This window comes from Pseudoalteromonas sp. SWYJZ12, from assembly GCF_015864395.1.
Lineage (GTDB): Bacteria > Pseudomonadota > Gammaproteobacteria > Enterobacterales > Alteromonadaceae > Pseudoalteromonas > Pseudoalteromonas arctica.
Window position 1 is genome coordinate 144,499 of the sequence record NZ_JADYXH010000005.1, and the last position, 23,606, is coordinate 168,104.

The 23,606-nt window shown below is 38.5% G+C and carries 23 protein-coding genes and 1 pseudogene; 11 read left to right on the forward strand and 13 right to left on the reverse strand.

Translation table 11 applies throughout. From position 1 onward, the window contains the following. The first annotated feature begins 1 nt into the window (after window position 1). The 4 genes from I6F42_RS08665 (at window position 2) to lpxC (ending at window position 4,297) form a co-directional block, all read left to right on the forward strand. Window positions 2-781: a cell division protein FtsQ/DivIB gene (locus I6F42_RS08665; RefSeq protein WP_007582934.1), complete on the forward strand. Its 780-nt coding sequence runs from the start codon at window positions 2-4 to the stop codon at window positions 779-781. After that, a complete protein-coding gene (gene ftsA / locus I6F42_RS08670; RefSeq protein WP_007582937.1) occupies window positions 778-2,010 on the forward strand; it encodes a cell division protein FtsA in 1,233 nt (410 codons plus the stop codon). The genes I6F42_RS08665 and ftsA overlap by 4 nt, the downstream gene beginning before the upstream one ends. Before the next feature lie 21 nt (window positions 2,011-2,031). Beyond that, window positions 2,032-3,279 (forward strand): cell division protein FtsZ, encoded by a 1,248-nt coding sequence (gene ftsZ, locus I6F42_RS08675; protein ID WP_007582938.1) that lies wholly within the window; start codon window positions 2,032-2,034, stop codon window positions 3,277-3,279. Between the two features lie 106 nt (window positions 3,280-3,385). Beyond that, the gene (gene lpxC / locus I6F42_RS08680) at window positions 3,386-4,297 is read left to right on the forward strand and encodes a UDP-3-O-acyl-N-acetylglucosamine deacetylase (RefSeq protein WP_007582940.1); all 912 of its coding nucleotides are present in this window, start codon (window positions 3,386-3,388) and stop codon (window positions 4,295-4,297) included. Window positions 4,298-4,389: 92 nt separating this feature from the next. Here lpxC and yjjG read toward each other — a convergent pair whose 3' ends face one another. The 3 genes from yjjG to I6F42_RS08695 all read right to left on the reverse strand — a co-directional run bounded on the left by yjjG (window position 4,390) and on the right by I6F42_RS08695 (window position 6,589). Next, window positions 4,390-5,064 carry a pyrimidine 5'-nucleotidase gene (gene yjjG / locus I6F42_RS08685; RefSeq protein ID WP_010554302.1) on the reverse strand — a complete coding sequence of 225 codons (675 nt, stop codon included), beginning with the start codon at window positions 5,062-5,064 and terminating at the stop codon, window positions 4,390-4,392. Window positions 5,065-5,077: 13 nt separating this feature from the next. Then, window positions 5,078-5,623 carry an inosine/xanthosine triphosphatase gene (gene yjjX, locus I6F42_RS08690; protein ID WP_197151807.1) on the reverse strand — a complete coding sequence of 182 codons (546 nt, stop codon included), beginning with the start codon at window positions 5,621-5,623 and terminating at the stop codon, window positions 5,078-5,080. A 66-nt stretch (window positions 5,624-5,689) separates the two neighbouring features. Next, window positions 5,690-6,589: a phosphoribulokinase gene (locus I6F42_RS08695; protein ID WP_197151810.1), complete on the reverse strand. Its 900-nt coding sequence runs from the start codon at window positions 6,587-6,589 to the stop codon at window positions 5,690-5,692. 157 nt (window positions 6,590-6,746) lie between these two features. Here I6F42_RS08695 and I6F42_RS08700 point away from each other — a divergent pair. Continuing rightward, a pseudogene (locus tag I6F42_RS08700) lies at window positions 6,747-7,622 on the forward strand (hypothetical protein). Between the two features lie 75 nt (window positions 7,623-7,697). Beyond that, the gene (locus I6F42_RS08705; RefSeq protein WP_010554306.1) at window positions 7,698-8,063 is read left to right on the forward strand and encodes a hypothetical protein; all 366 of its coding nucleotides are present in this window, start codon (window positions 7,698-7,700) and stop codon (window positions 8,061-8,063) included. 94 nt (window positions 8,064-8,157) lie between these two features. Here I6F42_RS08705 and I6F42_RS08710 read toward each other — a convergent pair whose 3' ends face one another. The 6 genes from I6F42_RS08710 to I6F42_RS08735 form a co-directional block, all read right to left on the reverse strand. Continuing rightward, a complete protein-coding gene (locus I6F42_RS08710; protein WP_197151813.1) occupies window positions 8,158-10,731 on the reverse strand; it encodes a M1 family metallopeptidase in 2,574 nt (857 codons plus the stop codon). A 148-nt stretch (window positions 10,732-10,879) separates the two neighbouring features. After that, a complete protein-coding gene (locus I6F42_RS08715) occupies window positions 10,880-11,560 on the reverse strand; it encodes a hypothetical protein (protein WP_024590219.1) in 681 nt (226 codons plus the stop codon). A gap of 99 nt (window positions 11,561-11,659) precedes the next feature. Beyond that, window positions 11,660-12,010 (reverse strand): DUF2750 domain-containing protein, encoded by a 351-nt coding sequence (locus I6F42_RS08720; protein ID WP_007579911.1) that lies wholly within the window; start codon window positions 12,008-12,010, stop codon window positions 11,660-11,662. A gap of 17 nt (window positions 12,011-12,027) precedes the next feature. Further along, window positions 12,028-12,606: a glutathione S-transferase family protein gene (locus I6F42_RS08725; RefSeq protein ID WP_197151816.1), complete on the reverse strand. Its 579-nt coding sequence runs from the start codon at window positions 12,604-12,606 to the stop codon at window positions 12,028-12,030. A 64-nt stretch (window positions 12,607-12,670) separates the two neighbouring features. After that, entirely contained in the window at window positions 12,671-12,952 is a 282-nt protein-coding gene (locus I6F42_RS08730) for a peptidylprolyl isomerase (RefSeq protein ID WP_002958009.1), read from the reverse strand. An 86-nt stretch (window positions 12,953-13,038) separates the two neighbouring features. Then, on the reverse strand, window positions 13,039-13,614 hold the full coding sequence (locus I6F42_RS08735; protein ID WP_024609133.1) for a glutathione peroxidase: 576 nt from the start codon (window positions 13,612-13,614) through the stop codon (window positions 13,039-13,041). Between the two features lie 81 nt (window positions 13,615-13,695). Between I6F42_RS08735 and I6F42_RS08740 the strand changes: the two genes are divergently transcribed. From I6F42_RS08740 to I6F42_RS08750, 3 genes are all read left to right on the forward strand, one after another. Next, the gene (locus I6F42_RS08740; RefSeq protein ID WP_197151818.1) at window positions 13,696-14,184 is read left to right on the forward strand and encodes a GNAT family N-acetyltransferase; all 489 of its coding nucleotides are present in this window, start codon (window positions 13,696-13,698) and stop codon (window positions 14,182-14,184) included. A 119-nt stretch (window positions 14,185-14,303) separates the two neighbouring features. Further along, the gene (locus I6F42_RS08745) at window positions 14,304-16,298 is read left to right on the forward strand and encodes an ATP-binding protein (protein WP_197151820.1); all 1,995 of its coding nucleotides are present in this window, start codon (window positions 14,304-14,306) and stop codon (window positions 16,296-16,298) included. Between the two features lie 54 nt (window positions 16,299-16,352). Next, entirely contained in the window at window positions 16,353-17,480 is a 1,128-nt protein-coding gene (locus tag I6F42_RS08750) for a PleD family two-component system response regulator (RefSeq protein ID WP_007579920.1), read from the forward strand. A 46-nt stretch (window positions 17,481-17,526) separates the two neighbouring features. Here the strand turns inward: I6F42_RS08750 and queG are convergent, their stop codons facing one another. The 4 genes from queG to I6F42_RS08770 form a co-directional block, all read right to left on the reverse strand. Beyond that, the gene (gene queG / locus I6F42_RS08755; protein WP_121955309.1) at window positions 17,527-18,660 is read right to left on the reverse strand and encodes a tRNA epoxyqueuosine(34) reductase QueG; all 1,134 of its coding nucleotides are present in this window, start codon (window positions 18,658-18,660) and stop codon (window positions 17,527-17,529) included. Between the two features lie 66 nt (window positions 18,661-18,726). After that, on the reverse strand, window positions 18,727-19,947 hold the full coding sequence (locus tag I6F42_RS08760; protein WP_197151822.1) for a methyl-accepting chemotaxis protein: 1,221 nt from the start codon (window positions 19,945-19,947) through the stop codon (window positions 18,727-18,729). A gap of 45 nt (window positions 19,948-19,992) precedes the next feature. Next, window positions 19,993-20,697 carry a glycerophosphodiester phosphodiesterase family protein gene (locus I6F42_RS08765; RefSeq protein WP_101164449.1) on the reverse strand — a complete coding sequence of 235 codons (705 nt, stop codon included), beginning with the start codon at window positions 20,695-20,697 and terminating at the stop codon, window positions 19,993-19,995. Beyond that, window positions 20,694-21,560, reverse strand: coding sequence for a DMT family transporter (locus I6F42_RS08770; protein ID WP_007579930.1), 867 nt, complete (start codon window positions 21,558-21,560; stop codon window positions 20,694-20,696). Before I6F42_RS08770 ends, I6F42_RS08765 begins: the two co-directional genes overlap by 4 nt. Window positions 21,561-21,887: 327 nt before the next feature. Here I6F42_RS08770 and I6F42_RS08775 point away from each other — a divergent pair, with 327 nt between their 5' ends. Both I6F42_RS08775 and I6F42_RS08780 read left to right on the forward strand, forming a co-directional pair. Then, window positions 21,888-22,988: a sensor histidine kinase gene (locus tag I6F42_RS08775; RefSeq protein ID WP_197151824.1), complete on the forward strand. Its 1,101-nt coding sequence runs from the start codon at window positions 21,888-21,890 to the stop codon at window positions 22,986-22,988. Further along, complete coding sequence (locus I6F42_RS08780; RefSeq protein WP_058154167.1) at window positions 22,988-23,602, forward strand: DNA-binding response regulator; 615 nt, start codon at window positions 22,988-22,990, stop codon at window positions 23,600-23,602. The genes I6F42_RS08775 and I6F42_RS08780 overlap by 1 nt, the downstream gene beginning before the upstream one ends. Window positions 23,603-23,606 lie beyond the last annotated feature (4 nt).

The window sequence follows — 23,606 nt, forward strand, 5'->3', positions numbered from 1 at the left end:
TATGCATCCCCTTTTAGAAAAAGCTCAGGAAATCAAACTGAAACTTAATTGGTCTCTGATTTTTGGTGTGAGCTTTTTTCTGATAGTTGTAATTGGCTTAGTGCAAATTACAACAGGTGTATCGGATTGGTTAGTTGAAAACAAAGATGCTCAAATTAAGCACCTTACAGTGCAAGGGCAGCCTAAATACACAGATGAAACGGCAATTATAAAAGCGATTAAAAAAGCCGATTTAAGTAGTTTTTTTGAACTTGATGTTAAGCATGTGCAGCAGCTAGTTCAAGACTTACCCTGGGTTGCTACCGCTTCGGTGCGTAAACAATGGCCTGATACTATACAAGTATATGTTGTTGAACATGAAGTAGTAGCACATTGGAATAGCGACTTATTGCTCAACCAAAGTGGTCAGGCATTTCAAGCCAGCAGCGATAAGTTAGATGATGACTTACCGCAGTTATACGGCCCAGAAGGCAGCGAAGAAGAAGCGTGGATTGCTTTTAAGCAATTTGATGAAATGCTAAAAGTTAACGGCTTAACGTTAACAAGTTTGGCATTGTCGGAGCGCTTTTCGTGGCAACTATGGTTAGATAACGGAATACGTTTAAATTTAGGACGTAAAGATAAAGCCAAGCGTGTACAACGTTTTATAGACGTTTATCCACGAATGGAACAACGTGCAGATGCACAAGTAGATACAATAGATTTACGGTATGATACCGGCCTTGCAGTCAGCTTTAAGCCAGTGCAAGAAGAACAATTACAAAATAAGAGTAAGGCATGACTAAGTCAGCAGAAAGAAACCTAGTAATAGGGTTAGACGTTGGCACCTCGAAAGTGGTTGCCACGGTAGGTGAAATCACCGCAGATAACAAGCTCAGCATTGTTGGTGTGGGCAGCCAAGTATCTCATGGTATGGATAAAGGCGGCGTTAACGATTTAAACTTAGTGTCTGAGTCTATTCGCCGAGCAATAGACGAAGCCGAGTTAATGGCTGATTGTCGTATTAGCTCTGTGTATTTGGGTATTTCTGGTAAACATATACAGTGTCAAAATGAAAGTGGCGTGGTGGCAATTAATAACACTGAAGTCACTGACGAAGACATTGAAAATGTAATTCATATTGCGCGTTCTGTGCCTATTTCGGCAGAACGTAAAATGCTGCATGCATTGCCGCAAGAATACAGTATCGACATGCAAGAGGGCATTAAAAACCCACTTGGTATGAGTGGTGTTCGTATGGAAGCGCGTGCACACATTATTACGTGCTCAAACGATATGGCAAAAAATATCGAGAAATGCGTAGAGCGCTGTGGTCTTGAAGTCGATCAACTTATCTTTACTGCATTAGCGTCATGTTATTCTGTACTAACAGATGACGAAAAAGAGCTAGGTGTTGCAGTACTCGATATTGGTGGCGGCACTATGGATATCACCATTTATATTAATGGCGCACTTCGTCACTCTGCGGTTATTCCAGTGGCGGGTAACCAAGTTACTGGTGATATTGCAAAAATATTTCGCACACCTATATCACATGCCGAGTCACTCAAAGTACAATACGCATGTGCTAGTAGCCAAATGGCAAGTAGCGAAGACACAATTGAAGTACCAAGTGTAGGCGGACGACCAGCAAGGTTAATGTCGCGCCATACATTATCTGAGGTGGTAGAGCCTCGTTTTAGAGAATTATTTGAGCTTGCGATGGAAGAAATTCGTCGTTCAGGCTTAGAAGACCAAATTGCGGCAGGTCTCGTTATTACAGGCGGAACTGCTAAAATGACTGGCGCGATGGAAGTGGCAGAAGACATCTTCCAAATGCCAGTAAGAATAGGCAAGCCAATCGGGATGGTTGGTTTGACAGACTATGTAGATGATCCTTCGTACGCAACCGCTGTTGGTTTGTTACAATACGGGCGTACCATGCAATCGATGAATGCACAAAAGTCGAAAGCAGAGGATAACAATAATTGGTGGAACCGCATTACTAAATGGTTCCAAGGCGAGTTTTAAGACTCAAGTCGGAGAGTAAACATGTTTGATATAATGGAACAACACAGCGAAGAAGCTGTAATAAAAGTAATCGGCGTGGGCGGTGGTGGCGGTAACGCTGTTGAGCACATGGTTAAACAACAAATAGAAGGCGTGCGTTTTATAGCCGCTAATACGGATGCGCAAGCATTACGTAACTCTGCTGCCGATATTACAGTTCAGCTAGGCACGCAAATAACCTCTGGGTTGGGTGCGGGCGCAAACCCTGAAGTAGGCCGTAAGTCGGCTGAAGAAGATGCAGATACAATTCGTGCCAGCCTTGAAGGCGCCGATATGGTATTTATTGCAGCCGGTATGGGCGGTGGTACAGGTACTGGTGCAGCACCGGTAGTTGCTAAAATTGCTAAAGAACTCGGTATTTTAACCGTTGCAGTTGTAACACGTCCTTTTGATTTTGAAGGTAAAAAACGTGCAGCAGCCGCTGAACAAGGTATTAACGAATTGTCAGAAATTGTAGATTCACTTATTACAATTCCGAACAATAAATTGCTTAAAGTTTTAGGAAAAGGGACTACACTTCTAGATGCCTTCGCTAAAGCTAATGACGTATTATTTGGTGCGGTACAAGGTATAGCAGAGCTAATTACACGTTCTGGTTTAATTAACGTGGATTTCGCCGATGTTAGAACTGTAATGTCTGCAATGGGTACTGCAATGATGGGAACGGCGTCTGCGTCAGGCCCTGATCGTGCACAAGAAGCAGCAGAAGCGGCTATCTCAAGCCCACTACTAGAAGACGTTGATTTAACAGGTGCTAAAGGTATCTTAGTTAATATCACCGCAGGTATGGACATTGCGATTGAAGAATTTGAAATTGTTGGTAATCACGTTAAAGCACTTGCGTCAGAAAACGCAACGGTTGTTGTTGGTGCGGTAATCGACCCAGAAATGACTGATGAGCTACGTGTAACGGTTGTTGCAACTGGCTTAGGCGGCGATCGTCGTCCACAGTTTGGTATTGTTGATAACGGCTTTAAAAAAGCATCAGGTTCTGATGTTGCAAGCACATCAAACCAAACGAGCAGTATGTACGTACCAAGCTTTGCAAGCCAAGATACAAACACTGAAGAAAACACTGCTAAAGCGCAAACGCAAAGCAAAGAAAAAGCGCCTACAACTAGTTCAAGCAGTGCATCAAGCTCTTCAGCACAAAATAGTAAAAAAGCGGATAAATCAGAAGGTGGTGATTATTTTGATATCCCCGCTTTTTTACGTAAGCAGGCTGATTAACATTTAATAATACTTTTGTTTGAAATATGTACAAATATTGAAAGGCAAAAGGATTTATGTTAAAATCCGCCATATAACTATAACTGATTTAAAAGTGAGCATACCTATGATTAAACAGCGTACGATTGCAGAAGTAGTCAAAGCCATAGGAATTGGACTTCATAAAGGTGAGAAGGTCACAATAACTCTCCGACCTGCGAGCGCAAATACTGGGATTGTATTTCGTCGTGTCGACCTTGATCCGGTTGTTGATTTTGAAACAACACCTGAAGCCGTTGGTGATACGCAGTTGTGTACCTGTTTAATTAACAAAGATGGTGTTCGCTTATCGACTACTGAGCATCTTATTGCAGCCGTTGCTGCAATGGGAATTGATAATCTAATTGTAGAATTAGATAGCTCAGAAGTGCCGATTATGGATGGTAGTGCATTACCATTCATATATCTGTTACAAAAAGGCGGAATTGAAGAGCAAAACGTTGCTAAACGCTTTATCCGTATTAAAGAAAAAGTACGCATTGAAGAAGGTGATAAGTGGGCTGAAGTTGAACCATATGATGGTTTTCATATCGACTTTGAGATTGCATTTAACCACCCAGCTATCAATGAAAGTCGCCAACGTATTGGGTTGGATATAACAACGCAAAGCTTTATTGAAGAAATTAGCCGTGCGCGTACTTTTGGATTTATGAAAGATATTGAATACATGCATGCAAACAACCTAGCGCTAGGTGGTAGCATGGATAGTGCTGTGGTACTTGATGAGTTCAAAGTTTTAAATCCTAACGGTTTACGTTATAGCGACGAGTTTGTTAAGCACAAGATATTAGACTGTGTTGGTGACATGTTTATGACAGGCCATAATCTTTTAGGTAAAGTAACTGCATTTAAATCGGGTCATGATTTAAATAATAAATTACTTCGTAAAATTATGGCTACAGAGTCAGCATGGGAGTGGGCAACATTTGAAACGCCTGTGACGATGCCTGCACCCGGTCTTGAGTTAGCTCCAGCCTAAAAGCAGTAAAAGAGCAGCTCGAAAAACAGTTATAAAAAATGACGCTAATTAGCGTCATTTTTTTGTGTGAAATTTAATAGCTCTATACTTTATTATAACTCTAAAAGAGCTTGTAACTGATTTAAACTAGCTACGGTATAGGTTGGCTTTATTCCGTCGGCTAATTGCTCACCAGGGTGTTGTAACCAGCAAGTATCAATACCTGCATTGTTGCCGCCAAGTATGTCACTTGCAGCAGTATCACCTACCATAAGTATCTCGCTTTTATCTGGGTTACCCATTAGCTCAAATGTGTGCTCGAAAATCGCTTTATTCGGTTTTGCTATACCTACAAGTTCAGATATAACTAACCATTCAAACATATCTTTTAAGCCAGTATGCTCAAGGCGTACGGTTTGTAAGCGGGCAAATCCGTTAGTAATAATACCTAATCTAGCATTTGGCTTAAGTTTATTTAAAAGCTCAATAGCACCAGGTAATGGCTCGCAAATTTGCGCCATAGAATCTAAAAAAGCATCGTTTAGCTCTTTTGCTGGCACATTAAGTTTTGAAGCCCACTCATTAAAGCGTGTCACTTGTAAGTAATCTGCGCTAATAGTGCCATTTTGATAATCAACCCACAGCTGCTTATTGGTTTTTTGATAATGAATATAATCGTCTTGGCTAAAATCTACGTTGTAAGCTTTAAACATGCGAGTCATGCCCGCTAAAATATCAAACCTAAATAAGGTTTCGTCTGCATCAAACAATACATAGTTGTACTTCATTAAACTTCCTAAATTAATTTGTTTGGCTGTATAGCTCAGGGTGTAAAAAAGGCGCCATAGCTAAAGTGAGTGCTTGTGTATAGGTACTTTCGCGCGTGGCATGATTGTTGGTAAGTAGACCAATAGCGCCACCTTTTTGTTTAACGTTGGTGGTATTAAATGCTTTGTCCATTACATCGCCAAGTTCTTCACCTTTAAGTAATGCATTATAAAGTACTTGGGGTAGAGGAAGGTTGCTGCTACGCCCTACAACTTGATTTAAGGCATTATCAATAACAACGTAAGCAAAGGTTGCTGCACCATAGCTAAATTGCTCAGCACCGCCTTCCATTGCAACGTAATAATGAGCTTGGTGGTGCTTTTTGCAATAATTAACACGGTTTTGCGCGCCAATACGTGTTTCGTCTTCGCCAATAGGCTGATCGGGCACGCCTGAGGGAGCATTCACACCTTCACAGTCAATGATACATTCTGGAAAATACATAGTAAAAATATGTTTAGCGGCATTTATTTTTACAGGATTTTTAGAACCGACAATAATTTTTAATTGTTGTGACATGCTGATCTCACCTTGAGCAAAATCAGCAGTGTACGTGAGTTAGCTTTAACAAAAAAGAGTCGGTAATCAAATAGGTAAATCGAGTGGTGCTAGGTTTTCCAGTGCACGCTTTTTCAAAATAATATCTTTAATTAATGGGGTAAGCACAAGCTCCATAGCCAAGCCCATTTTGCCGCCTGGTACTACAAGCGTATTAATACGAGACATAAAACTGCCTTCGATCATGCGTAAATAATAAGGAAAATCAACATCATCAATACCCCTAAAGCGAATAACTACAAAGCTTTCATCAAGAGATGGAATATCTTTGGCGCTAAATGGGTTTGATGTATCAACAGTAGGCACCCGCTGAAAATTAATATGGGTACGAGAAAACTGCGGGGTAATATGATTTATATAGTCATCCATACTGCGCACAATAGAGCCCATAACCGCTTCGCGAGAATGGCCTCGTTCGGATGTGTCGCGTATTAATTTTTGAATCCACTCAAGGTTAATAATTGGAACCATGCCTATTAATAAATCGACATGCTTTGCTACGTCTACATCTTGATCAACTACACCACCGTGTAACCCTTCATAAAACAAAATATCAGTATTACTATCAAGGTCTTGCCAAGGAGTAAATGTACCCGGTAATTGATTGTACGGAACGGCTTCATCAAAGGTGTGTAAGTATCGGCGTAACTTACCTTGGCCTGTTTCGCTATAGTTTTCGAACAGTGTTTTTAAAGCGCCAAAGTCATTGGCCTCTCGGCCAAAGTAACTAATATGTTTACCTTCTTGTTGTGCTTCTCGTACTTTTTTATCCATTTCAGGGCGAGTGTAACGATGAAAGCTATCTCCTTCGACAAAAGCCGCTTGAATATTAAGGCTACGGAAAATATGTTTAATTGCATTGGTTGTGGTGGTTGTACCCGCACCAGATGAACCCGTAATCGCAATAATAGGATTTTTAGCTGACATGTTAATTCTCTTTTTTAGGACCAGGTTTTATAACCAGACTAAACTTAACATTATTTTAAGCCGTTTGGGTATCTTAAGAGTTGACTGACTTAGCTCAAGTGACGTCATCAGCAAATAACGTTATCATGAGGTGCTTAAAATTAAAACGAGAGAAAGCATGAAACTTATTAAACCATTACTTGGGATATTTTCTATAGCAGCGCTTAGCCCAATTATGGCGCAGGCTAGCATGCCAAAAAGTCAAGTATTACTTGCTGATTTAAATACACCTTTCGGGGTACAAGTTAGTATAGTGAGTGATAAAAACAGTTATAACAACCAACCGCACTTAACAAGTACAGGTTTATACTTTACTCATGAGGTGATTGCAGATGAGTAAAGCCAAACCGATATTGCTTATTATGATTTAACATCAAAAAAAGTTATTAATATCAGTAACTCTCCCGTAAGCGAATATTCACCAACGGTTATGCCAAGTGGTGATGCAGTATCAGCGATTGTTGTAGAGGTAGATGGTAAGCAAAAACTGTGGCAATACCCACTCAAAAGCGAAGATGCGCCAAGTCGTATTTTTGATTGGATTGAACCTGTTGGGTACCATGCTTGGGGCGTTCAAAATGATTTAGTGATGTTTATTTTAGGAAAGCCTCATACTCTTCAATATACTTCTGTTGCACAGGCGAAGGGGAAAATAGCTGCCAGCAATATTGGCCGAACGCTTATTTATAACAACTCTACGGCTGCATTTTTATTTAGTTACACTAAAAACGAGCAACATATTTTAGCGAGTTTTAATCCACAAGATAAACAGGTTGAAGACCTTCTAAGGTTACCTGCTCAAGTTCAAGATTTTATTTTGAAAGATGATGCAACTATCGCTTATGCTATTAAAAACCGCGTTTATCAGCGTAAACTTGATGGAAGTGATGAAGTATCGCAATGGCTTAATTTAAGCACCTACTGCGAAACAAATATAACAAGAATGAGTTACAACAATGAAAAACTCGCTTTTGTATGTGATATAACGCAGTAAAGCAGACAAATAAATTCAGATTTTATTGTGTGTATGCGTTAATCTAATACGCAAATTAACTAATAGGGATTACACGTGGCTTATAGTGCAGACGAGCTGGCAGAACAGCTCATTAAATTACAGTGTAGAAGTAATTTTAAGATTAAAAATATTGCAGAGTACATGTTAGTAAACTCTAAAGAAGCATTTTATACCCACAGCGAAAGCGGCAAGGGTAAAATAGTAATTCGCCCAGCATTTGAGGTGTTTAGCGATGACTTTAGTGATATTGATGGCGTAACTCGTGCGCAAGGCTACTTTCATAGCAGCGAGATGACACGCTTTCCTACACGTATTTTTAAAAGTGCTCAGCCTATTCACTACGGTGTGGCATTTAAAATAAACTCTGAGCAAGCAGCAAAAGACTTTATTGCTAAGCTAACGATGATTATTGGTAATTAATAAAGCAAAAATATAAACGTAAATATAAACGTAAAAAGCCGCTGAATTTATATTCAGCGGCTTTTGTGTTTTTATAGCTTAATAAACCTAAGGGTTACTTACTTTTTAAGAAGCTATTAACCGATTCTAGTTCACGTGTTTTAAGCGCGATACAATCGTTTGTGCTTTCTTCAAGCTTACTTAATGTACGAGCGTAACCGGCTACATCAGCTACTTTTTCGTTAAAAAAGGTCTTTGTTTTAGCTAAGCTTTCTGCATTACAACTCGCCGTTGTAAAGTACGGTAAGTTAGGAATAAAGAAAGGCGGTAAGCTTGCTGTTACTTTATCGTAGTTACTGTAAACCCAGTCAATAAATAACGCTTGGCGCTCATCTGTATAACTTTGACCTGACAAAATAGTACGCATGTCAGATGCAGTTACTTCATCCGTTAAGCTATAAGCTAATACCGCTTTTTGTAATTCAGGTTTGCCAAAAAAGCCCATTGCAGCAAGCATGTTAGTGCGTACTTGTGGATCTTTCGTTGTTTTAAACGTTGTCATGAATTGATCAAGCAGCGCTTTGTCACCATGAAAAGCAGCAAGAGTTAAGTACGTACCGGCTAAGTAAGGGTCTACTTTTTGTGGAGCATTTAAATAAACTTGTGTTTGTTCTTTCGCTTTACTGATTACGTTTTGATCTTCACCATCAAAACCTAAGCGTGATACAACGGCCGCACGAAGTTGTGCAATAGCTCCGTCTTCTCCCGCTTTAGCTTCTAAACCATATTTTTTAGCTGCAGGCGTTACTGCATTACGAATAAATTCAGGCCATAGGTCTTTATTGCTATCGTCTTTAAAAGTACGTTGTTGCGATACTAAGTAACCTAGCGCGGTATTTGCTACGCGAGGGTGGCTATCGCTTACGAACACTTCAAGTGTTTGCATTAACTTAGCAGCAGATATAACACCAGCGTCAAGTAGTGCATCAGTAGCCGATAACAACGCTAGGCGTTCACGGTCACTCAGTACGCTTGGCGCCTTTTTAACAAGTGCGCTAAATTGTGCGTCATCCATTACCCAGCGGTAGTAGCCTAGTGCACCTTGGTCAGGATAAATCCATTCTGGCTCAAAGTCTAAGTCTAGCGTTTGGCTTTGTTTATTAAGTAATACATTTGCTGTTTTTACTTTATCGCCAGCACCATATTTAATTGCAACCGGAACATTCCATAACTGCTCTGGCGCATCAACGCCTGCATTTACAAAGCGGCTTTGTGAAATAGTTACTTTGCTGTCTTGTTGAGTTACTTTAACTAGTGGGAAAGAAGACTGTTCAATAAACGATTTTAAAACACTCGCTACGTCTTTATTTGATGCTTTACCAAGTGCTTCCCATAAGTCGGCCGCTTCTGCGTTTTTATATGAAAACTCTTTTAAGTAGCTTTGAATACCTTTTTGAAATGCATCTTCGCCAATCCAGTTTTCAACCATAGCAAGTACTGAGCTGCCTTTACTGTAAGCAAGACCTAAACCATCCATAATGTCAGCTTCGGTTTTAATTGGCTTACGAATAGGCTTGGTGCTTAGGCGTGCATCAAGTGCCATTACGTTGTTTTGTGGCAGGTCTAAGTGCGATTCAAACTCAGGGTTAAGCTGCTTAGTAATTTTTGCAGCCATCCAGCTAGCAAACGCTTCGTTTAACCATAAGTCGTTCCACCATTTCATGGTTACTAAGTTACCGTACCATTGGTGAGCAAGTTCGTGAGCAATAATTGATACATTACGTTGTTTTTTACTGCGTGTTGCGGCAGCTAAATCAACCAATAAAATATCTTCTCTGTAGGTCACTAAGCCTGAGTTTTCCATTGCGCCAAATGGAAACTCTGGTACCGCTACTGAGTCTAATTTTTTGTAAACGTAAGGGATACCAAAATACGCTTCAAGTGCGCCCAGTACTTTTGGCATATTTTCTTTTGCGTATTGGGCTAAGTGAATTTTACCTTGAGGGGTAATTACACGACCAGGAATTGGCATGCCTTTAATTTCTAATTCTTCAAACGGGCCAACAGCCATCGCTACTAGGTATGAAGGGATTGGCGGTGTTTTATCAAAAAAGTGTGTGGTCATATCGCCATTAACTGTTGTTTTTAACTCTGGCGTATTTGAATATACTTTTTGTGATGTAGGCGCAGTAATCGTTAACTGAAATGGAATTTTGTAACTTGGCTCGTCAAAAACAGGAAATGCACGGCGTGCATCACTCATTTCAAATTGAGTAAATAAGTAAGGAGTGCCTTGGTCTAATGTTTTGTATAAACCAACACTTTGACGGTTATATGGCGCTGAAAAATCAACTTTAAGTGTGTATTTACCTGGTTGAATTTGCTCATCACAGCTAAATTTTACTTTACCTGTTTTAAGCATTTCATTGTTTAAATCACAGTTTTCATCACCAAGCAGTTGCGCCATTTTAACAGCGTAAGCTACGCCATTTAACTCAATGTATTTTGTTGGTTTTAGTACTTCTAGGGAAATCTCAGTCATCCCTGTGAATGCATCTTGGCTCGGGTCGAGTGTTAACGACACCTGTTGTGAACTTGGTTTTGCGAGTTTTTCAATAACGAATTCGTTAGCGTTTGCAGCACCCATTGCCAAAGCAACGCTCACTGTTAAGAGGCTTTTAAGAAACATAGTGATCCCTAGATTGTTGTTGTTAGAAACTACCCTAAATAGGCTTTTTTATGCTCATATAATTAGGGGGTTAGATATCCTAACAGTTTTTTTAAATAGAGTAATTGATTATAACGGTGACTTTAAGGGGAAATAGTAACAAAGTTTGTCAGTGGCTTTCGCGCGTTATAAAACGCTGCCAATGCAGGTGTGAGTTAATAATACGTATTTGTTGGACAACGGTATTTAATAAGTGGGTATCGCTAAACACATCGTGTGGATACTCGTTAAAACCCATCAAGTAATTAAAAGCGTCTTTAGAGTTAGCTTGTAGGGCGTATATACGCACTTGTTGCTCAAAGTTAAGACGAAGACTACTTATTGCTGTTTTCATACCGAGTTGATCTACGTTTGGTATATCACATTTTTGCAGATAACCGGCTCGCTCACCTTCGCCTGAAAACCAAATGCGGACTTTTTCACTGTACCTGCCAGTTTTAGCGGGTAAGTCGAACATTAATCGGTGTTGGTTTTGCGATTTGATGAACGTTATATATTCATTAAATCCAGCATTTATAAGTGCTTGATGTACAGGAACTAAGCGAGGTTTTATTTTACCGTGGGTATGAAAATTAAAGCATAAGACGTTTTTTTCAAGGGACAGATCATCAAGCGTTAAATAACCAATCTCATCGCTATAAGCACCACTATAATATGCAATTAAAGGGAGCCAAAAATGCCAGTGTTTTGGTTGCTCTCGTGCAACTTTAAAATCACCGTATATATATCCATTATAAAGAGTGTGCAGTTCCATGGCTGAAAAGGGCCGGCGACCAAGATGGGTTTTCAACGTAATACCTTGAAAATAATGATGTGTTTTATTTTATACCCAACTAGCAGTAGATGCTAGTCGGGTTTTATCCGCTTTTAGAGTAAAGCGTATAAAGTATTATTCACTCAATGCGCGAGCTAAACCTGTAGGTTCAATTTCTGCACATACTTGGTCGTCATTCCAATTGATACCAACAAGTGCGTTATCTTCATTTAAGTCTTCAACCCATGCATCTAAAAATTCATCAAGGTTGATTTCTACTGGGCTGTAATCTTTCCACTCTTCTTTACACTGTGCTTTAGCTGCTGCTTCACTTTCCCAAAGCAGTAGTACGTCAGTTTCGTCAAATTGGTTAGAATCGCACACTACAAAGCCATTATCTTCTGCACCAAGTGCCCAAATTACTTCGCTAACACGTACTTTTTCTACGAAGTTAACTAGTTGTGATTCAATTTCGATATCGCTCATGTGTTTACCCTTTTAAATTAGTGACGAGGATTGGTGTCTATTGCTGCTTGGCGCTCGTCATATTGCTTATGAAAAGCAACAAGCGCTGAATGCTGACTAAAGTCAGCTAATTCGCGAAAGCAAATCCAATCAAGCAGGCAGTATAAACTGATGTTGAGGTATTCACAGCTTTTAAATTCTTCATCGCTTAAATGGGTATTTAAAAAGCTTAATGTTTGTTCAATACGTTCGTTTTGCAGATTAAAAAATAATTTATCGCTTTTGGTGTCAAATCCAGAACGTTTACATAACACCATTTCTACTAACGAATCGTTACAGGCATTTATAGTCGTAAGTAAGTGCTCTTGAGGCCACGTTAGTTTTGGCTGACCTGTTTTTTCAAGTAAATAACGCAATATAGAATTAGAGTCACTAAGAGTTAAGTCGCCATCTACCAGTATTGGGATTTTTCGAGCTGGATTTTTACTGGCCATAGTAGGGCGATCTTGCTCAGAAAATATATCGAGACTTACAAGCTCTAGTTTGCAGTTGTTTTGTTGTGCCCAAATTCTAATGCGGCGCACGTAAGGTGAAGGTACAGAACCAATTAATTGCATAATTACTCCATAAAAAAGCCGCATAAGCGGCTTTTATCAAATGTTACTTACAGTACAGTTAAATTTATTCTGAACGGCTAGTAACTTCAAGTAAATGATAACCAAATTGAGTTTGCACAGGGCCTTGTACTTGATTAATTGGCGCAGAAAACACAACTTTATCAAACTCTGGAACCATCATACCAGGGCCAAACTCACCAAGAGCACCGCCATCCTGACCTGAAGGACAATTAGAATGTGCTTTTGCTAGTTCAGCAAAGTCTTCGCCTTGCTCAATTTTTGTTTTTAAGTCTAAGCATTGTGCTTCACTGTCTACAAGTATATGTCGTGCGCTTGCTACTGTCATAAAATCTCCCGAGTATAGTGTGGTGTTTTTTTAACCGAATTGAAATATCATTCTAGTTAGTTTCAACTAATTGTACCAGTATAAACTTATTTATCAGAAAACGCAGTTTCAATTGCAGTAATCATTTGCTCTGAATTAGGTGCCACTTTGCTGTTAAACCGTAAAACTGTTTTACGATCAGCAGACACTAAGTATTTATAAAAGTTCCAATTTGGAGAGCTAGTTTGCTCATTCAAATATTTAAAAATTGGATTTGCTTCGCTACCACGAACTTTGCTGGTGGCAAACATGGGAAAAGTTACACCGTAATTTACAAAGCATACTTTCGCTGTTTCTTTTTCATTATCTTCTTCTTGAAAAAAGTCATCAGAGGGGAACCCTAATACGACTAAACCTTGCTCTTTGTATTGTTGATATAGCGCTTCAAGGCCTTTAAATTGATATGTAAAACCACAATTACTTGCCGTGTTTACTATTAACAAAGGTTTATTTTTAAATTGGCACAAGTTAATAGATTCTTTTGAGCGAAGCTTTCGTATATCTACATTGGTAAAATCTTGGCAGTCCTGTGTAGAGGTTTTATTTATGGTTGATGGTGTTTGAGCTTGAAGGGGGGCATTAATAAGTAAAGCCGTTAAACCTATTATAATTATTTTAAGCATTACATTACCTAAACTTTACGATTGTTTGATTGGATAATCATACGCTAATATGGAACAAATTGATCAACCCTCTAATGACCTATGACAATCCGTTTAGCAACTATTAATGATCTTAATGAAATTGTAGCCATTTACAACGAAACTATTGCAGGGCGAATGGTAACTGCAGATACGCAAGAAGTGAGCGTTGACGAAAAGCGTGACTGGTTTAATAGCCACAACGATAAAAGGCCTATTTACGTTTACTGCGAAAATAACCAAGTACTTGCTTGGGTAAGTTATAAATCGTTTTATGGGCGCCCAGCTTATGACGGCACAGTAGAAATGAGCATTTACATTACCAGTAAAGCGCAAGGTAAAGGGCTTGGTAAAAAGCTAATGATATTTGCTCAAACACAAGCTAAGCAATTAAATATTAAAGTATTACTCGGCTTTATTTTTAGTCATAACTTACCGAGTGTTAAATTGTTTAAGCATTTTGATTTTGCAATATGGGGTGAGTTGCCAAGCGTTGCCATAATGGATGATGAGGCGTATAGCCTTACTATTTTTGGAAAACATCTGGAATAAATTATTTTTCATAATGTTGTAATATTTTTTTACAAAATAAGACGAAGGGTTTATGCCAATTAAATAAAAATAGTCTACGCTATTAACATATTAAGTTTATTAATTTGAAGTGTAGCTTGATGATTCGAAAAATATTAATTGTTGATAGTAGCAGTGTCATCGCAATGCGTGTGAAAGTGCTTTTAGAATTAATAGGATGTGAAGTCGAATTAATTCATTTCAGCATGCTAGACATGTATACCAATATAGGCGACTACGACTTAGTTGTTGTTGCCCATGGTGTGCCTGTTGATTCTATAAAACCGCTTGTTAGCCAAGTAGCGCAAGAGCGTTTTATGCTGCTTGCTCCAAAAGCACAAAGTGGTGAGCAACTAACTGCGTTTAGTGAGCTAAATCATGTTGCGCCTGACGCAACCGTGATATATCCATTTTTTTCTAATAAAGAAATTACTTCTCTTTTAGAGAGCTTACTAGAATTAGGCTCTAATCATATTTTGCAGTTACCTACTATTTTACTCGTCGATCATGTTCCTGAACGCCTCGAAAAAATGAAAAATAGCTTGATTGGTGCTCATATCGAGACCCATACAGCAACCACCTCTGCAGAAGCTTTAGAAATTACGAAAGAAAAGCAAATCGATATACTGATAAGTGATTTTGTTTTAGATGACGGAACCGGTTTAGAAATTTTTTCAAACTTAAAAATAATGCAACCACATTGCCGTTGCTTATTATTTACCTCACGTCCCGATCAAGTTTCAATGATTGAAGCTATTCGTCAAGGTGTAGAAGACGTACTTATTAAGCCATTGAACGACAGCTCATTATTACAATCAATACATAAACTGTGGCAAACAGAGCTATTAAAACGCCATAACGCAGAACTCGTCGAAAGGCTACAAGATACAGTTGATGCCCTGATTGAAAAAGACAGCCTACTTCAGGTTATTTATAAGCATACGCCCGATGCAATTATGTTGTTTGAGAAATGCGGTAGAGTGATAGAAGCTAATGATGCTTGTTTAAAACTATTTAACTTACCGTTTAACGAACTTGAAGGTAAATCAGTATTTAGCTTTTTAGATGATGATTCAACGTTAGGTATTAAAGATAAAATTTCGACACTAAACAGTAATCGCCAATTTAGCTGCGACTTACGTTTATCTAAAACTGCAGGGGGATATATACCGTTAGTGGGATCTTTTAATGAAATAGATCACCATGGTGAAATAGCACTTGCCGTAATATTTAAAAATGTAACTCACCTCAAGCAAAAAGAAGATTTACTACTTGAAGCAAAAGATCTCCTTGAAGAGCAAGTAAGAGCGCGTACTTCACAACTCGAGCACGCTAAAAACGTCGCTGAGGCTGCAAACTTAAGTAAATCAGAGTTTTTAGCAAACATGTCGCATGAACTTCGAACACCTATGCACTCTATTTTAAGCTTTTCACGTTTTGGTTTAAGCAAACTAGAAACTGGAGATTTTGCAAAAGAGAAACTCATTAAATATCTATCGCGAATAGAGAGTAGTGGTGAGCGTTTACTGTCGTTACTAAATAATTTACTCGACCTATCTAAGCTAGATGTGGGTAAGTTTCCATTTAATCCTCGTCCATATAATTTAGCGAACATTATAAAAACAAGTATTGATGATGTATCTGGTACGGCAATGGAAAAAGAAATTGAGGTTGTATTTACCGCGCAGCCATTACCTGTAATTGCGCAATGTGATGAAGAGCAAATAAATCAGTTACTTCGAAACGTATTAGGTAATGCACTTAAATTTAGCGAACCCAAAAGTAAAATACGGGTAAATTTAGAGTCAGATAATAAGCTTGCTACTATAGAGGTTACCGATAATGGGGTCGGTATACCAGAAGATGAGCTGGAACATATTTTTACTAAGTTTGTACAAAGCAGCAAAACAAATAGCGGTGCCGGTGGTACCGGATTGGGCCTTGCATTGTGTAGAGAGTTTGTGTCTTTACATCAAGGTGAGATCACTGCACGTAACAACGAAAATGGTGGTGCAACTATATCTATACAGGTGCCATTAGAAATAAATCTAGATGATCATTTGGCTGAAGATCAATTAATACAACACAGTAATTAATTGTTTTTTGGCAAGCCAAGTAACTTTTTTGAGAATTTGAATGGATGATAAATTATGGCCTTAACTAAAATACTTGCCGTTGATGACGAACCCTTTAACCTTGAAATTATTGAGGAAATTTTAGAGGAGCTTGATTTTGAATTACAAGTAGCAACGAGTGGTCCTGAGTGTTTAAACATGGTTGAAGGCTATATGCCTCAGGTTATATTGCTCGACGTAAGTATGCCGCAAATGAACGGCTATGAAGTATGTAAGGCACTTAAAGCAAACCCAAATACAGCACACATTATTGTTATGTTTGTGTCTGCTCGTGGCACAGTTGAAGAACGCATGGAAGGCTACTCAGTTGGTGCAGAAGACTATATTGTAAAACCCTTTGGCCATGATGAACTTAAGTCAAAGCTTAAAAATTTAAACCAAGTACTTGTTGAAAAACAAAGCCTTGAAAAGCAAGTTGAAGATGCTACATCAACTGCATTTAATGCCATGGCTAACAGCAGTGAAATGGGGCAGATAGTTAACTACGTTGAAAACATAGGTTTTATTAACGACCCTCAAGAGCTAGGTAAAGCGCTTATAGATTGCCTACAATCTTTTGATTTGCAAAGTAATGTTGAGTTTAGAGAGAACGATGAAATTAGTCACTTTGCATTAAGTGGCGTGTGTTCACCTATTGTGGTGGAGCTATTTGAAATGCTTAAAAACAAAGGGCGTTTACATGAATTTTCGCATCGAATTTTAGTTAACTATGAATTGATTAGCTTACTTATTTTAAATATGCCCGATCACGATCCAGATAAACACGGGCGTATACGCGACCACGTATGTTTTATTGTCAGTGTTACCGAGCAGCAACTACGCGCCATCATGACTAAGAAAATGCTTGAATCACAACAAGCAAAACTTAATGCCGTAGCAAGTACAGTTCACAGTAAGTTTCATGGCTTAATTAGCTTATTGAATGACAACCGTCAAAACAACGAAAAAGTGTTTAAACAGTTACAAGAAGAGCTCGAAGAACGTATCCCATCAATGGGATTAGATGAAGATCAGGAGGTGTTTATTTATAAAAAAGTAGATGAAACTATCCAAAACTCAGTGGCCAGAGAGGAGTCTGTTAAAAAGGTAAAAGCAGCTTTTGCTGAAATTGAGCAAGACCTGTCATTGCTTTTAAAGAGCTAAATATAATTAATTAAATAATGTTACTTTAAGGCTTACTCCAACTGCATTATGCATCTCTGGGTAAGCCTTTTTCTACGATTCTGATTAACCTAGCCGTTTTACGAATTTGTAATCGTTGTTTATCGTTTTGTTGAGCAAGCGCCCATTCAATATGTTCTAAAACAAGCTCGCTGGATATTTGGCTTTTATCTTGTAGGGCATGAATAATAGCCGGGCTAAACTCTGCATTACCTAAACCGACCGCTATATTACGTAACCAACGTTCGTGACCTATGCGGCGAATAGGGCTGCCTTCGGTATTTTTTAAAAATGTAGGCTCATCCCAAGCAAATAGCTCAAGTAAATCTTTATTTTTTAATTGAGTACGGGGATGAAAGTCATTTTCATCCGTTATTTGTCCATAACGATTCCAAGGGCATACCAACTGGCAATCATCACAACCATAGATACGGTTGCCTAATAAAGTTCGGTATTGTTCGGGTATGGGGCCTTGGTGTTCTATCGTTAAGTACGATATGCATTTACGTGCATCAACAACGTAGGGCTCTACAATTGCACCTGTTGGGCAAAGAGTAATACAAGCAACACATTTTCCGCAGCCTTCAAACGTGTTCTCTGCATCTATTGGTAGAGGTAAATCAATAAATAGCTCGCCTAAAAAAAACCACGATCCTGCTTCTTGATTAATTAATAACGAATGCTTACCACGCCACCCTAAACCGGCTTTTTCGGCAAGTTGACGCTCAAGTACCGGGGCTGAATCTACAAAGGGCCTAAAGCCATATTCGCCAATTTCTTGCTCTATTTTTTGGCCAAGTTTTTTTAAACGATTACGCATTAATTTATGGTAATCACGACCCAGTGCATAACGACTTATGTATGCTTTTTCTTTATTTTTTAAGGTTTTTGCAAAGCCAGCATCGGGAGGAAGATAATTCATTTTTACGGATATAACACGCTGTGTACCAGGTACTAATTCAGCAGGGCGAGCGCGTTTCATACCGTGAGCAGCCATATAATCCATCGAGCCGTGGTAGCCAGCATCAAGCCAGCGTTGCAATTGGGCTTCGTGCTTAGATAGGTCAATATCAGTAATACCTACTTCGCTAAAACCAAGCTCTTGCCCCCAGGTTTTTATTTGTAGGGCTAATTTTTCATAGTCTGGGGTAGGGTTGCTCACACACTTCACACACTTAAATTAATAGCTGCGTAATTTACCATATTTCTCTGAGCCCGAAAACGCTTCTTAGCGCACGAAGCGCTTTAACTGTTGTTGGGTCTGTAAGCTTAACTGTTGAGATTGCTCGCTATCGGCTAATGCCGTATCTATTTGCTGTTTAGCTTGCTCACCTAAAGCTACTATTTGCTCTACCGATTGGTGAGTATTAGTTTGAGTGCCCTCAAGCATATGTACAGCACTGGCTATTTGTTGTAGTTGCTGTTGGTTGTGCTCAAACTCACTAAGCATTTTTGTAAAACCCTCACAGGTTGCACTAATTGAGCTTTGTGCATTATTGGAGTGAATCATTAATTGCTCTGACTCTTTATTTGTTTCATTTACTAGCTCATTCATTTGAGTAATAAAGTCGCTTATTTGCCTAGTTGCGCCACTTACCTTTATTGAAAGTGTGCGTACTTCGTCTGCAACTACGGCAAACCCTCTGCCAGCTTCACCCGCTCTAGCTGCTTCTATTGCGGCGTTAAGGGCTAACAAATTAGTTTGATCAGAAAACTCTTCAACCATTTTTAAAATACTACGAATGTTTTCACTGTTCTCTTTCAGTCCCGCAATTGTATTTGAAAAGCTACCTAGCATATTAGTAATAAGTTTAACCTGCTTTACTAAAGCAGCGAGCTCTGATGCAGATAGTTTTACAAAGTTAAGGTGTTCATTATTAACGTTATGCACGCTATCTGTATTATTTACTATGTTTTGTAAGCTTTGGGTTATTTGCATACTGGCATTAATAATACTGTGGCTTAACTGTATTTGTTGCTCGCTTGATTGCTCAGTATTTTTCATCGATTCAGTGACTTGTATATTACTGTGTGCACTAGCTTGAGCACTGTTATATGTTGTGCTGAGTAACTCACTTAAATGGGCAGTAAATATATTATATTGTGTACTTAAATCTTTAAATTCGTCATACGAAAAGTGAGGAAGTTTTGCTGCTAAATTTGCATCTTGTTGGTTTATTTTTATCAAAGTATCGCGCATAGCAGTAACAGGACGAACAATTAAAAAACGCATATAAAAAAGAGTAAAAATAAAACCAGATATAATAACAAGCGTAAGCAGCCAAAATAGCCCTGTACTTTGCTGTTGTTCGCTTAAACTCTGATGCAGCCAAAATAACGTAATTGCTTGGAACAATAATACAAAACTTAAATTACCGACTATTTTACGCGTTAACGTAAAAAAGAATGTTTGCTCTATATAGTTATAAATTTTCATAAAACTACTCATTATGCTTAAGCCCTACGATTCTTATTTTAGTTAGGGAGGTGTAAGTTAGCTTTTTTGTAACGATAACAAGTAAGCTTTGGTTCGCGCTGGGTAATTTGTAAAAATTCCGTCTATGCCATACTCAAGCATTAGCGCTATATCTTGTTCTCTATCGACCGTATAAGCATAAATCTTTAAGCCTCTTTTTTTTGCATCATCGGCAAAAGCCTTATTTATAAAGGTTTTATCTGCATGTACGCTATAAGCGTTTAAATCACTTGCAAACTTTGCATAGTTAATTGGAATAGAAGAAGTAAGGGCGCCTATTTTAAGCCATGGTAGCTTGCTTTTAAGCCACTGTAGTTGATGATGATCAAACGATGATACTAAAATATTCGCTTTCGATATTTTGTTAGCTTCAATGTTTTGTTCTAGTTGAGACACAAACCTTTCTAGTTCAAACGTATGTTTAAGCTCAATATTTAATAAAGATTTATTATTATTCCAATCAAACAGCTGCTGAAGAGTGGGAATTTTTTCACCATTTCCAGCATCAAGTTTAGAGAGTTCATGTGCCGTAAAGTTACTCACCCTACCTTTACCGCTGGTGGTTCTATCGAGCCATGAGTCGTGTATTACCATGTAATCATCTAAGGAACTTTGAATATCTACTTCAATACCATCAACACCTACTTTTAACGCTTCTAAAATAGCGCTTTTGGTGTTTTCAGGAAAATCCCCACTGGCACCACGGTGTGCAAATACTTTCATTGTCGAGCCTTTTTAGTGATTGACCACGTTTCAAAACAAGCGGCACTAACTATGAGTGCTCCACCAACTAACGTCATAACAGTAGGACGTTCATGAATAATTACTATAGCCAGTATGGTGCCATAAAGTGGCTGCAAGCAAGAAATTAACCCCGCAGTTGCCGCTGATAAATGCTTTAAACTTGCTGCAAATAATGAATGAGGTGTAGCCGTGAAAATAACACCCGCTATGGCAATTAAAATTAGGTCGTGATTACTAACCTCATATACAGGCACTTCTATAAATGCGCACAGCATAATGCTTGCCACTAAGGTTTGATAAAACATCGTTTGCGGGCCACCATATTGGCTAAAGTAGCGCTTATGGGTAATGTTTCTGATTGAAAAAAACAATGCCGATATAACACCTGTTATTACACCTAGGGTCACATCGTCGCCTAAGTTTGCACTTGGTACTAAAAGGTAAATACCTAAAACAACCACCGCCGCACTTATTATATCTTTTGCTTTTGGCCTGCTTTTATTAAATAAGGGTTCTAAAAACACCGTCATTACGGGATAGCTAAAAAATGCCAGCATTCCAATAGTTATACCGGCCATTTGCATACCAGCAAAATAGGTAACCCAGTGAATCCCCACCGCAACACCTAAAAATAACGCAATAAGGTAGTCTTTAGGTTTGTTGAGTTTAATTTGTTTTTTTTGAAAATACAGCATGGCTAAAATAGCCATTCCTGCAATTGCAGTTCTGTAAACGGTAATATCTAAAGCATTTAAACCAATAAGCTTGGCAAATAGAGCGGTTCCGCCAAAAAGTAATACCGCTATGTGCAAATAAATTAAACTTTGCTGCTGAGACTGCATTTAGTTTCCTTGTTGTACTTTTTGAACATATTAACATTGCTTAAAAATTCTTAAGATGAATTTTTTTATCGCATGACAAATGTCATAAAAGTTGATGACACTTCACACTCTTATTATTTTTATACGCTGGCATAGTTACCTTACTCAACAGGGGATAATTATGAACTCTTTAATTTTAATAAGCCTGTCTATTAATGAATTTGTTGATGGGCTGGGCTTTACAGTTTCAATAAATGATTACTTTATACTCATGAGCATTTTTATGTTATTTATATTTATTAATAAAAACAGTGCTATAAATAAAAAGAATAAGTCAGAGGCCCCAATATGGACACATTAAGTACAGCTGAAAAAACGTCAGGGAAAAAGTTTTGGGATTATACACCGCTAATTTTCACCGGTTTTTATTTACTGCCTACCATTTTTAATATTTCCAATTTAAGCGTAAATAACATTGTTATGACGTTCGCATTTTACATTGTTTTTATACTGCTTTACATCAAGGCGATGGACTGCAAAAACTCTAATGTTACCAAGTTATTTATAGTGATGTTATTGGTGTGCTTTTGTGCCACATTTTATACGTCAGGCACTTCAACGTTATTTGGATTTATTGCCTATATAGCAGGGGCATCATACAGCTACAAACAGCGGCTTTTTGCAGCACTAGCTGTTATTGTAAGCGTTATAGGGGCTGCATATACCGCTGATGTACATAACGTTAAGTACTTTTTAGCCGGATCTTTAATATTGTGTGGGGCTTTATTTGCCTTTGGTATAGCAGGTCAAAAAGAGCGTTTACACAAAAAGCGCGAACAAGAAAGCGCTAAGCAATTAGAGCAATTAGCAGCAATTGCTGAGCGAGAACGAATAGCTCGCGACTTGCACGATATTTTAGGCCACTCACTGTCATCTATTGCTTTAAAAGCTGAGCTTGCTAATAAATTAAACCAAGGAGAGCGTTACGCTCAAGCAAATAGCGAAATTGCACAAGTGGCCGATTTGGCAAGGCAGTTACTTAGCGATGTAAGAAACGCTGTAAGTGATTTAAAACAGCTTAATCTTGTCAGTCAAATAGCACAATTAGAACAAAGGTTAATAGAGCAAGGTTTTAGTGTAAAAGTTAGTGTAAGTGTAAGTACTTTGCCCGCTAAGGTTGAAGGGTTCGCTGGGTTAATAATTAAAGAGGCAGTTACTAACTTATTACGCCATAGCAGCACAAAAAATTGCGAAATAAATATAGAACAAACAGCGCAGCATCTACTCATTACCGTTATTGATCGTGCACCGTGCTCCGCATTAAATTCGGGCAATGGCCTAAATGGTATTAAAGAGCGAGCAGAGCAACTAAATGGCAGTGCAGCATTTACCTGTGGCGATAATTTTACTTTAACAGTAGTGCTGCCAATTACAGCTAAGGATTTATAATGATCAGAGTGTATTTAGTGGAAGATCAAGCGCTTGTGCGCGACGCAGTAGCAGCATTGTTAGGGCTTGATTTTAATATTGAGATTATTGGGCAAGCAAGTAACGGGCAAGATGCACTCAATGCAATTGAAGCGCTTGATAGTGATTTACATCCCGATATAATTTTAACTGATATAGAAATGCCGACCATGAATGGTATAGAGCTTAGCGAAAAAATAGCCGCTAAGTTCCCTGCTATAAAAATGGTTATTATGACCACATTTTCTCGTGCAGGTTATATTAGGCGAGCGCTTACGGCAGGTGTTAAAGGTTTTATTTTAAAAGAAGCACCCAGTGAAGAGCTAATAAATGCGCTTAAAAAAGTAATGCAGGGGCAAAAAGTGATAGACCCAGAGCTTGCTATTAATGCATTAGACGACGCAGATCCACTTACCGATAAAGAACGCAAAGCACTTAAACTTGCAAGCGACGGCCTTAAAACAAGCGACATAGCCAAGCAGTTATTTATAAGCGAAGGTACTACACGTAATTATTTATCAGACGCTATTGCTAAGCTAAACGCCACTAACCGTATAGATGCTGCACGTATAGCTAAACAAAAAGGATGGCTTTAAATAG

What these genes read in the sequence shown, in the direction of transcription:
- I6F42_RS08665 (WP_007582934.1), top strand. Translation starts at nt 2, where the DNA reads ATGCATCCCCTTTTAGAAAAAGCTCAGGAAATCAAACTGAAACTTAAT.
- ftsA (WP_007582937.1), top strand. Translation starts at nt 778, where the DNA reads ATGACTAAGTCAGCAGAAAGAAACCTAGTAATAGGGTTAGACGTTGGC.
- ftsZ (WP_007582938.1), top strand. Translation starts at nt 2,032, where the DNA reads ATGTTTGATATAATGGAACAACACAGCGAAGAAGCTGTAATAAAAGTA.
- lpxC (WP_007582940.1), top strand. Translation starts at nt 3,386, where the DNA reads ATGATTAAACAGCGTACGATTGCAGAAGTAGTCAAAGCCATAGGAATT.
- yjjG (WP_010554302.1), bottom strand. Translation starts at nt 5,064, where the DNA reads ATGAAGTACAACTATGTATTGTTTGATGCAGACGAAACCTTATTTAGG.
- yjjX (WP_197151807.1), bottom strand. Translation starts at nt 5,623, where the DNA reads ATGTCACAACAATTAAAAATTATTGTCGGTTCTAAAAATCCTGTAAAA.
- I6F42_RS08695 (WP_197151810.1), bottom strand. Translation starts at nt 6,589, where the DNA reads ATGTCAGCTAAAAATCCTATTATTGCGATTACGGGTTCATCTGGTGCG.
- I6F42_RS08710 (WP_197151813.1), bottom strand. Translation starts at nt 10,731, where the DNA reads ATGTTTCTTAAAAGCCTCTTAACAGTGAGCGTTGCTTTGGCAATGGGT.
- I6F42_RS08720 (WP_007579911.1), bottom strand. Translation starts at nt 12,010, where the DNA reads ATGAGCGATATCGAAATTGAATCACAACTAGTTAACTTCGTAGAAAAA.
- I6F42_RS08725 (WP_197151816.1), bottom strand. Translation starts at nt 12,606, where the DNA reads ATGCAATTAATTGGTTCTGTACCTTCACCTTACGTGCGCCGCATTAGA.
- I6F42_RS08730 (WP_002958009.1), bottom strand. Translation starts at nt 12,952, where the DNA reads ATGACAGTAGCAAGCGCACGACATATACTTGTAGACAGTGAAGCACAA.
- I6F42_RS08735 (WP_024609133.1), bottom strand. Translation starts at nt 13,614, where the DNA reads ATGCTTAAAATAATTATAATAGGTTTAACGGCTTTACTTATTAATGCC.
- I6F42_RS08740 (WP_197151818.1), top strand. Translation starts at nt 13,696, where the DNA reads ATGACAATCCGTTTAGCAACTATTAATGATCTTAATGAAATTGTAGCC.
- I6F42_RS08745 (WP_197151820.1), top strand. Translation starts at nt 14,304, where the DNA reads ATGATTCGAAAAATATTAATTGTTGATAGTAGCAGTGTCATCGCAATG.
- I6F42_RS08750 (WP_007579920.1), top strand. Translation starts at nt 16,353, where the DNA reads ATGGCCTTAACTAAAATACTTGCCGTTGATGACGAACCCTTTAACCTT.
- I6F42_RS08760 (WP_197151822.1), bottom strand. Translation starts at nt 19,947, where the DNA reads ATGAGTAGTTTTATGAAAATTTATAACTATATAGAGCAAACATTCTTT.
- I6F42_RS08765 (WP_101164449.1), bottom strand. Translation starts at nt 20,697, where the DNA reads ATGAAAGTATTTGCACACCGTGGTGCCAGTGGGGATTTTCCTGAAAAC.
- I6F42_RS08770 (WP_007579930.1), bottom strand. Translation starts at nt 21,560, where the DNA reads ATGCAGTCTCAGCAGCAAAGTTTAATTTATTTGCACATAGCGGTATTA.
- I6F42_RS08775 (WP_197151824.1), top strand. Translation starts at nt 21,888, where the DNA reads ATGGACACATTAAGTACAGCTGAAAAAACGTCAGGGAAAAAGTTTTGG.
- I6F42_RS08780 (WP_058154167.1), top strand. Translation starts at nt 22,988, where the DNA reads ATGATCAGAGTGTATTTAGTGGAAGATCAAGCGCTTGTGCGCGACGCA.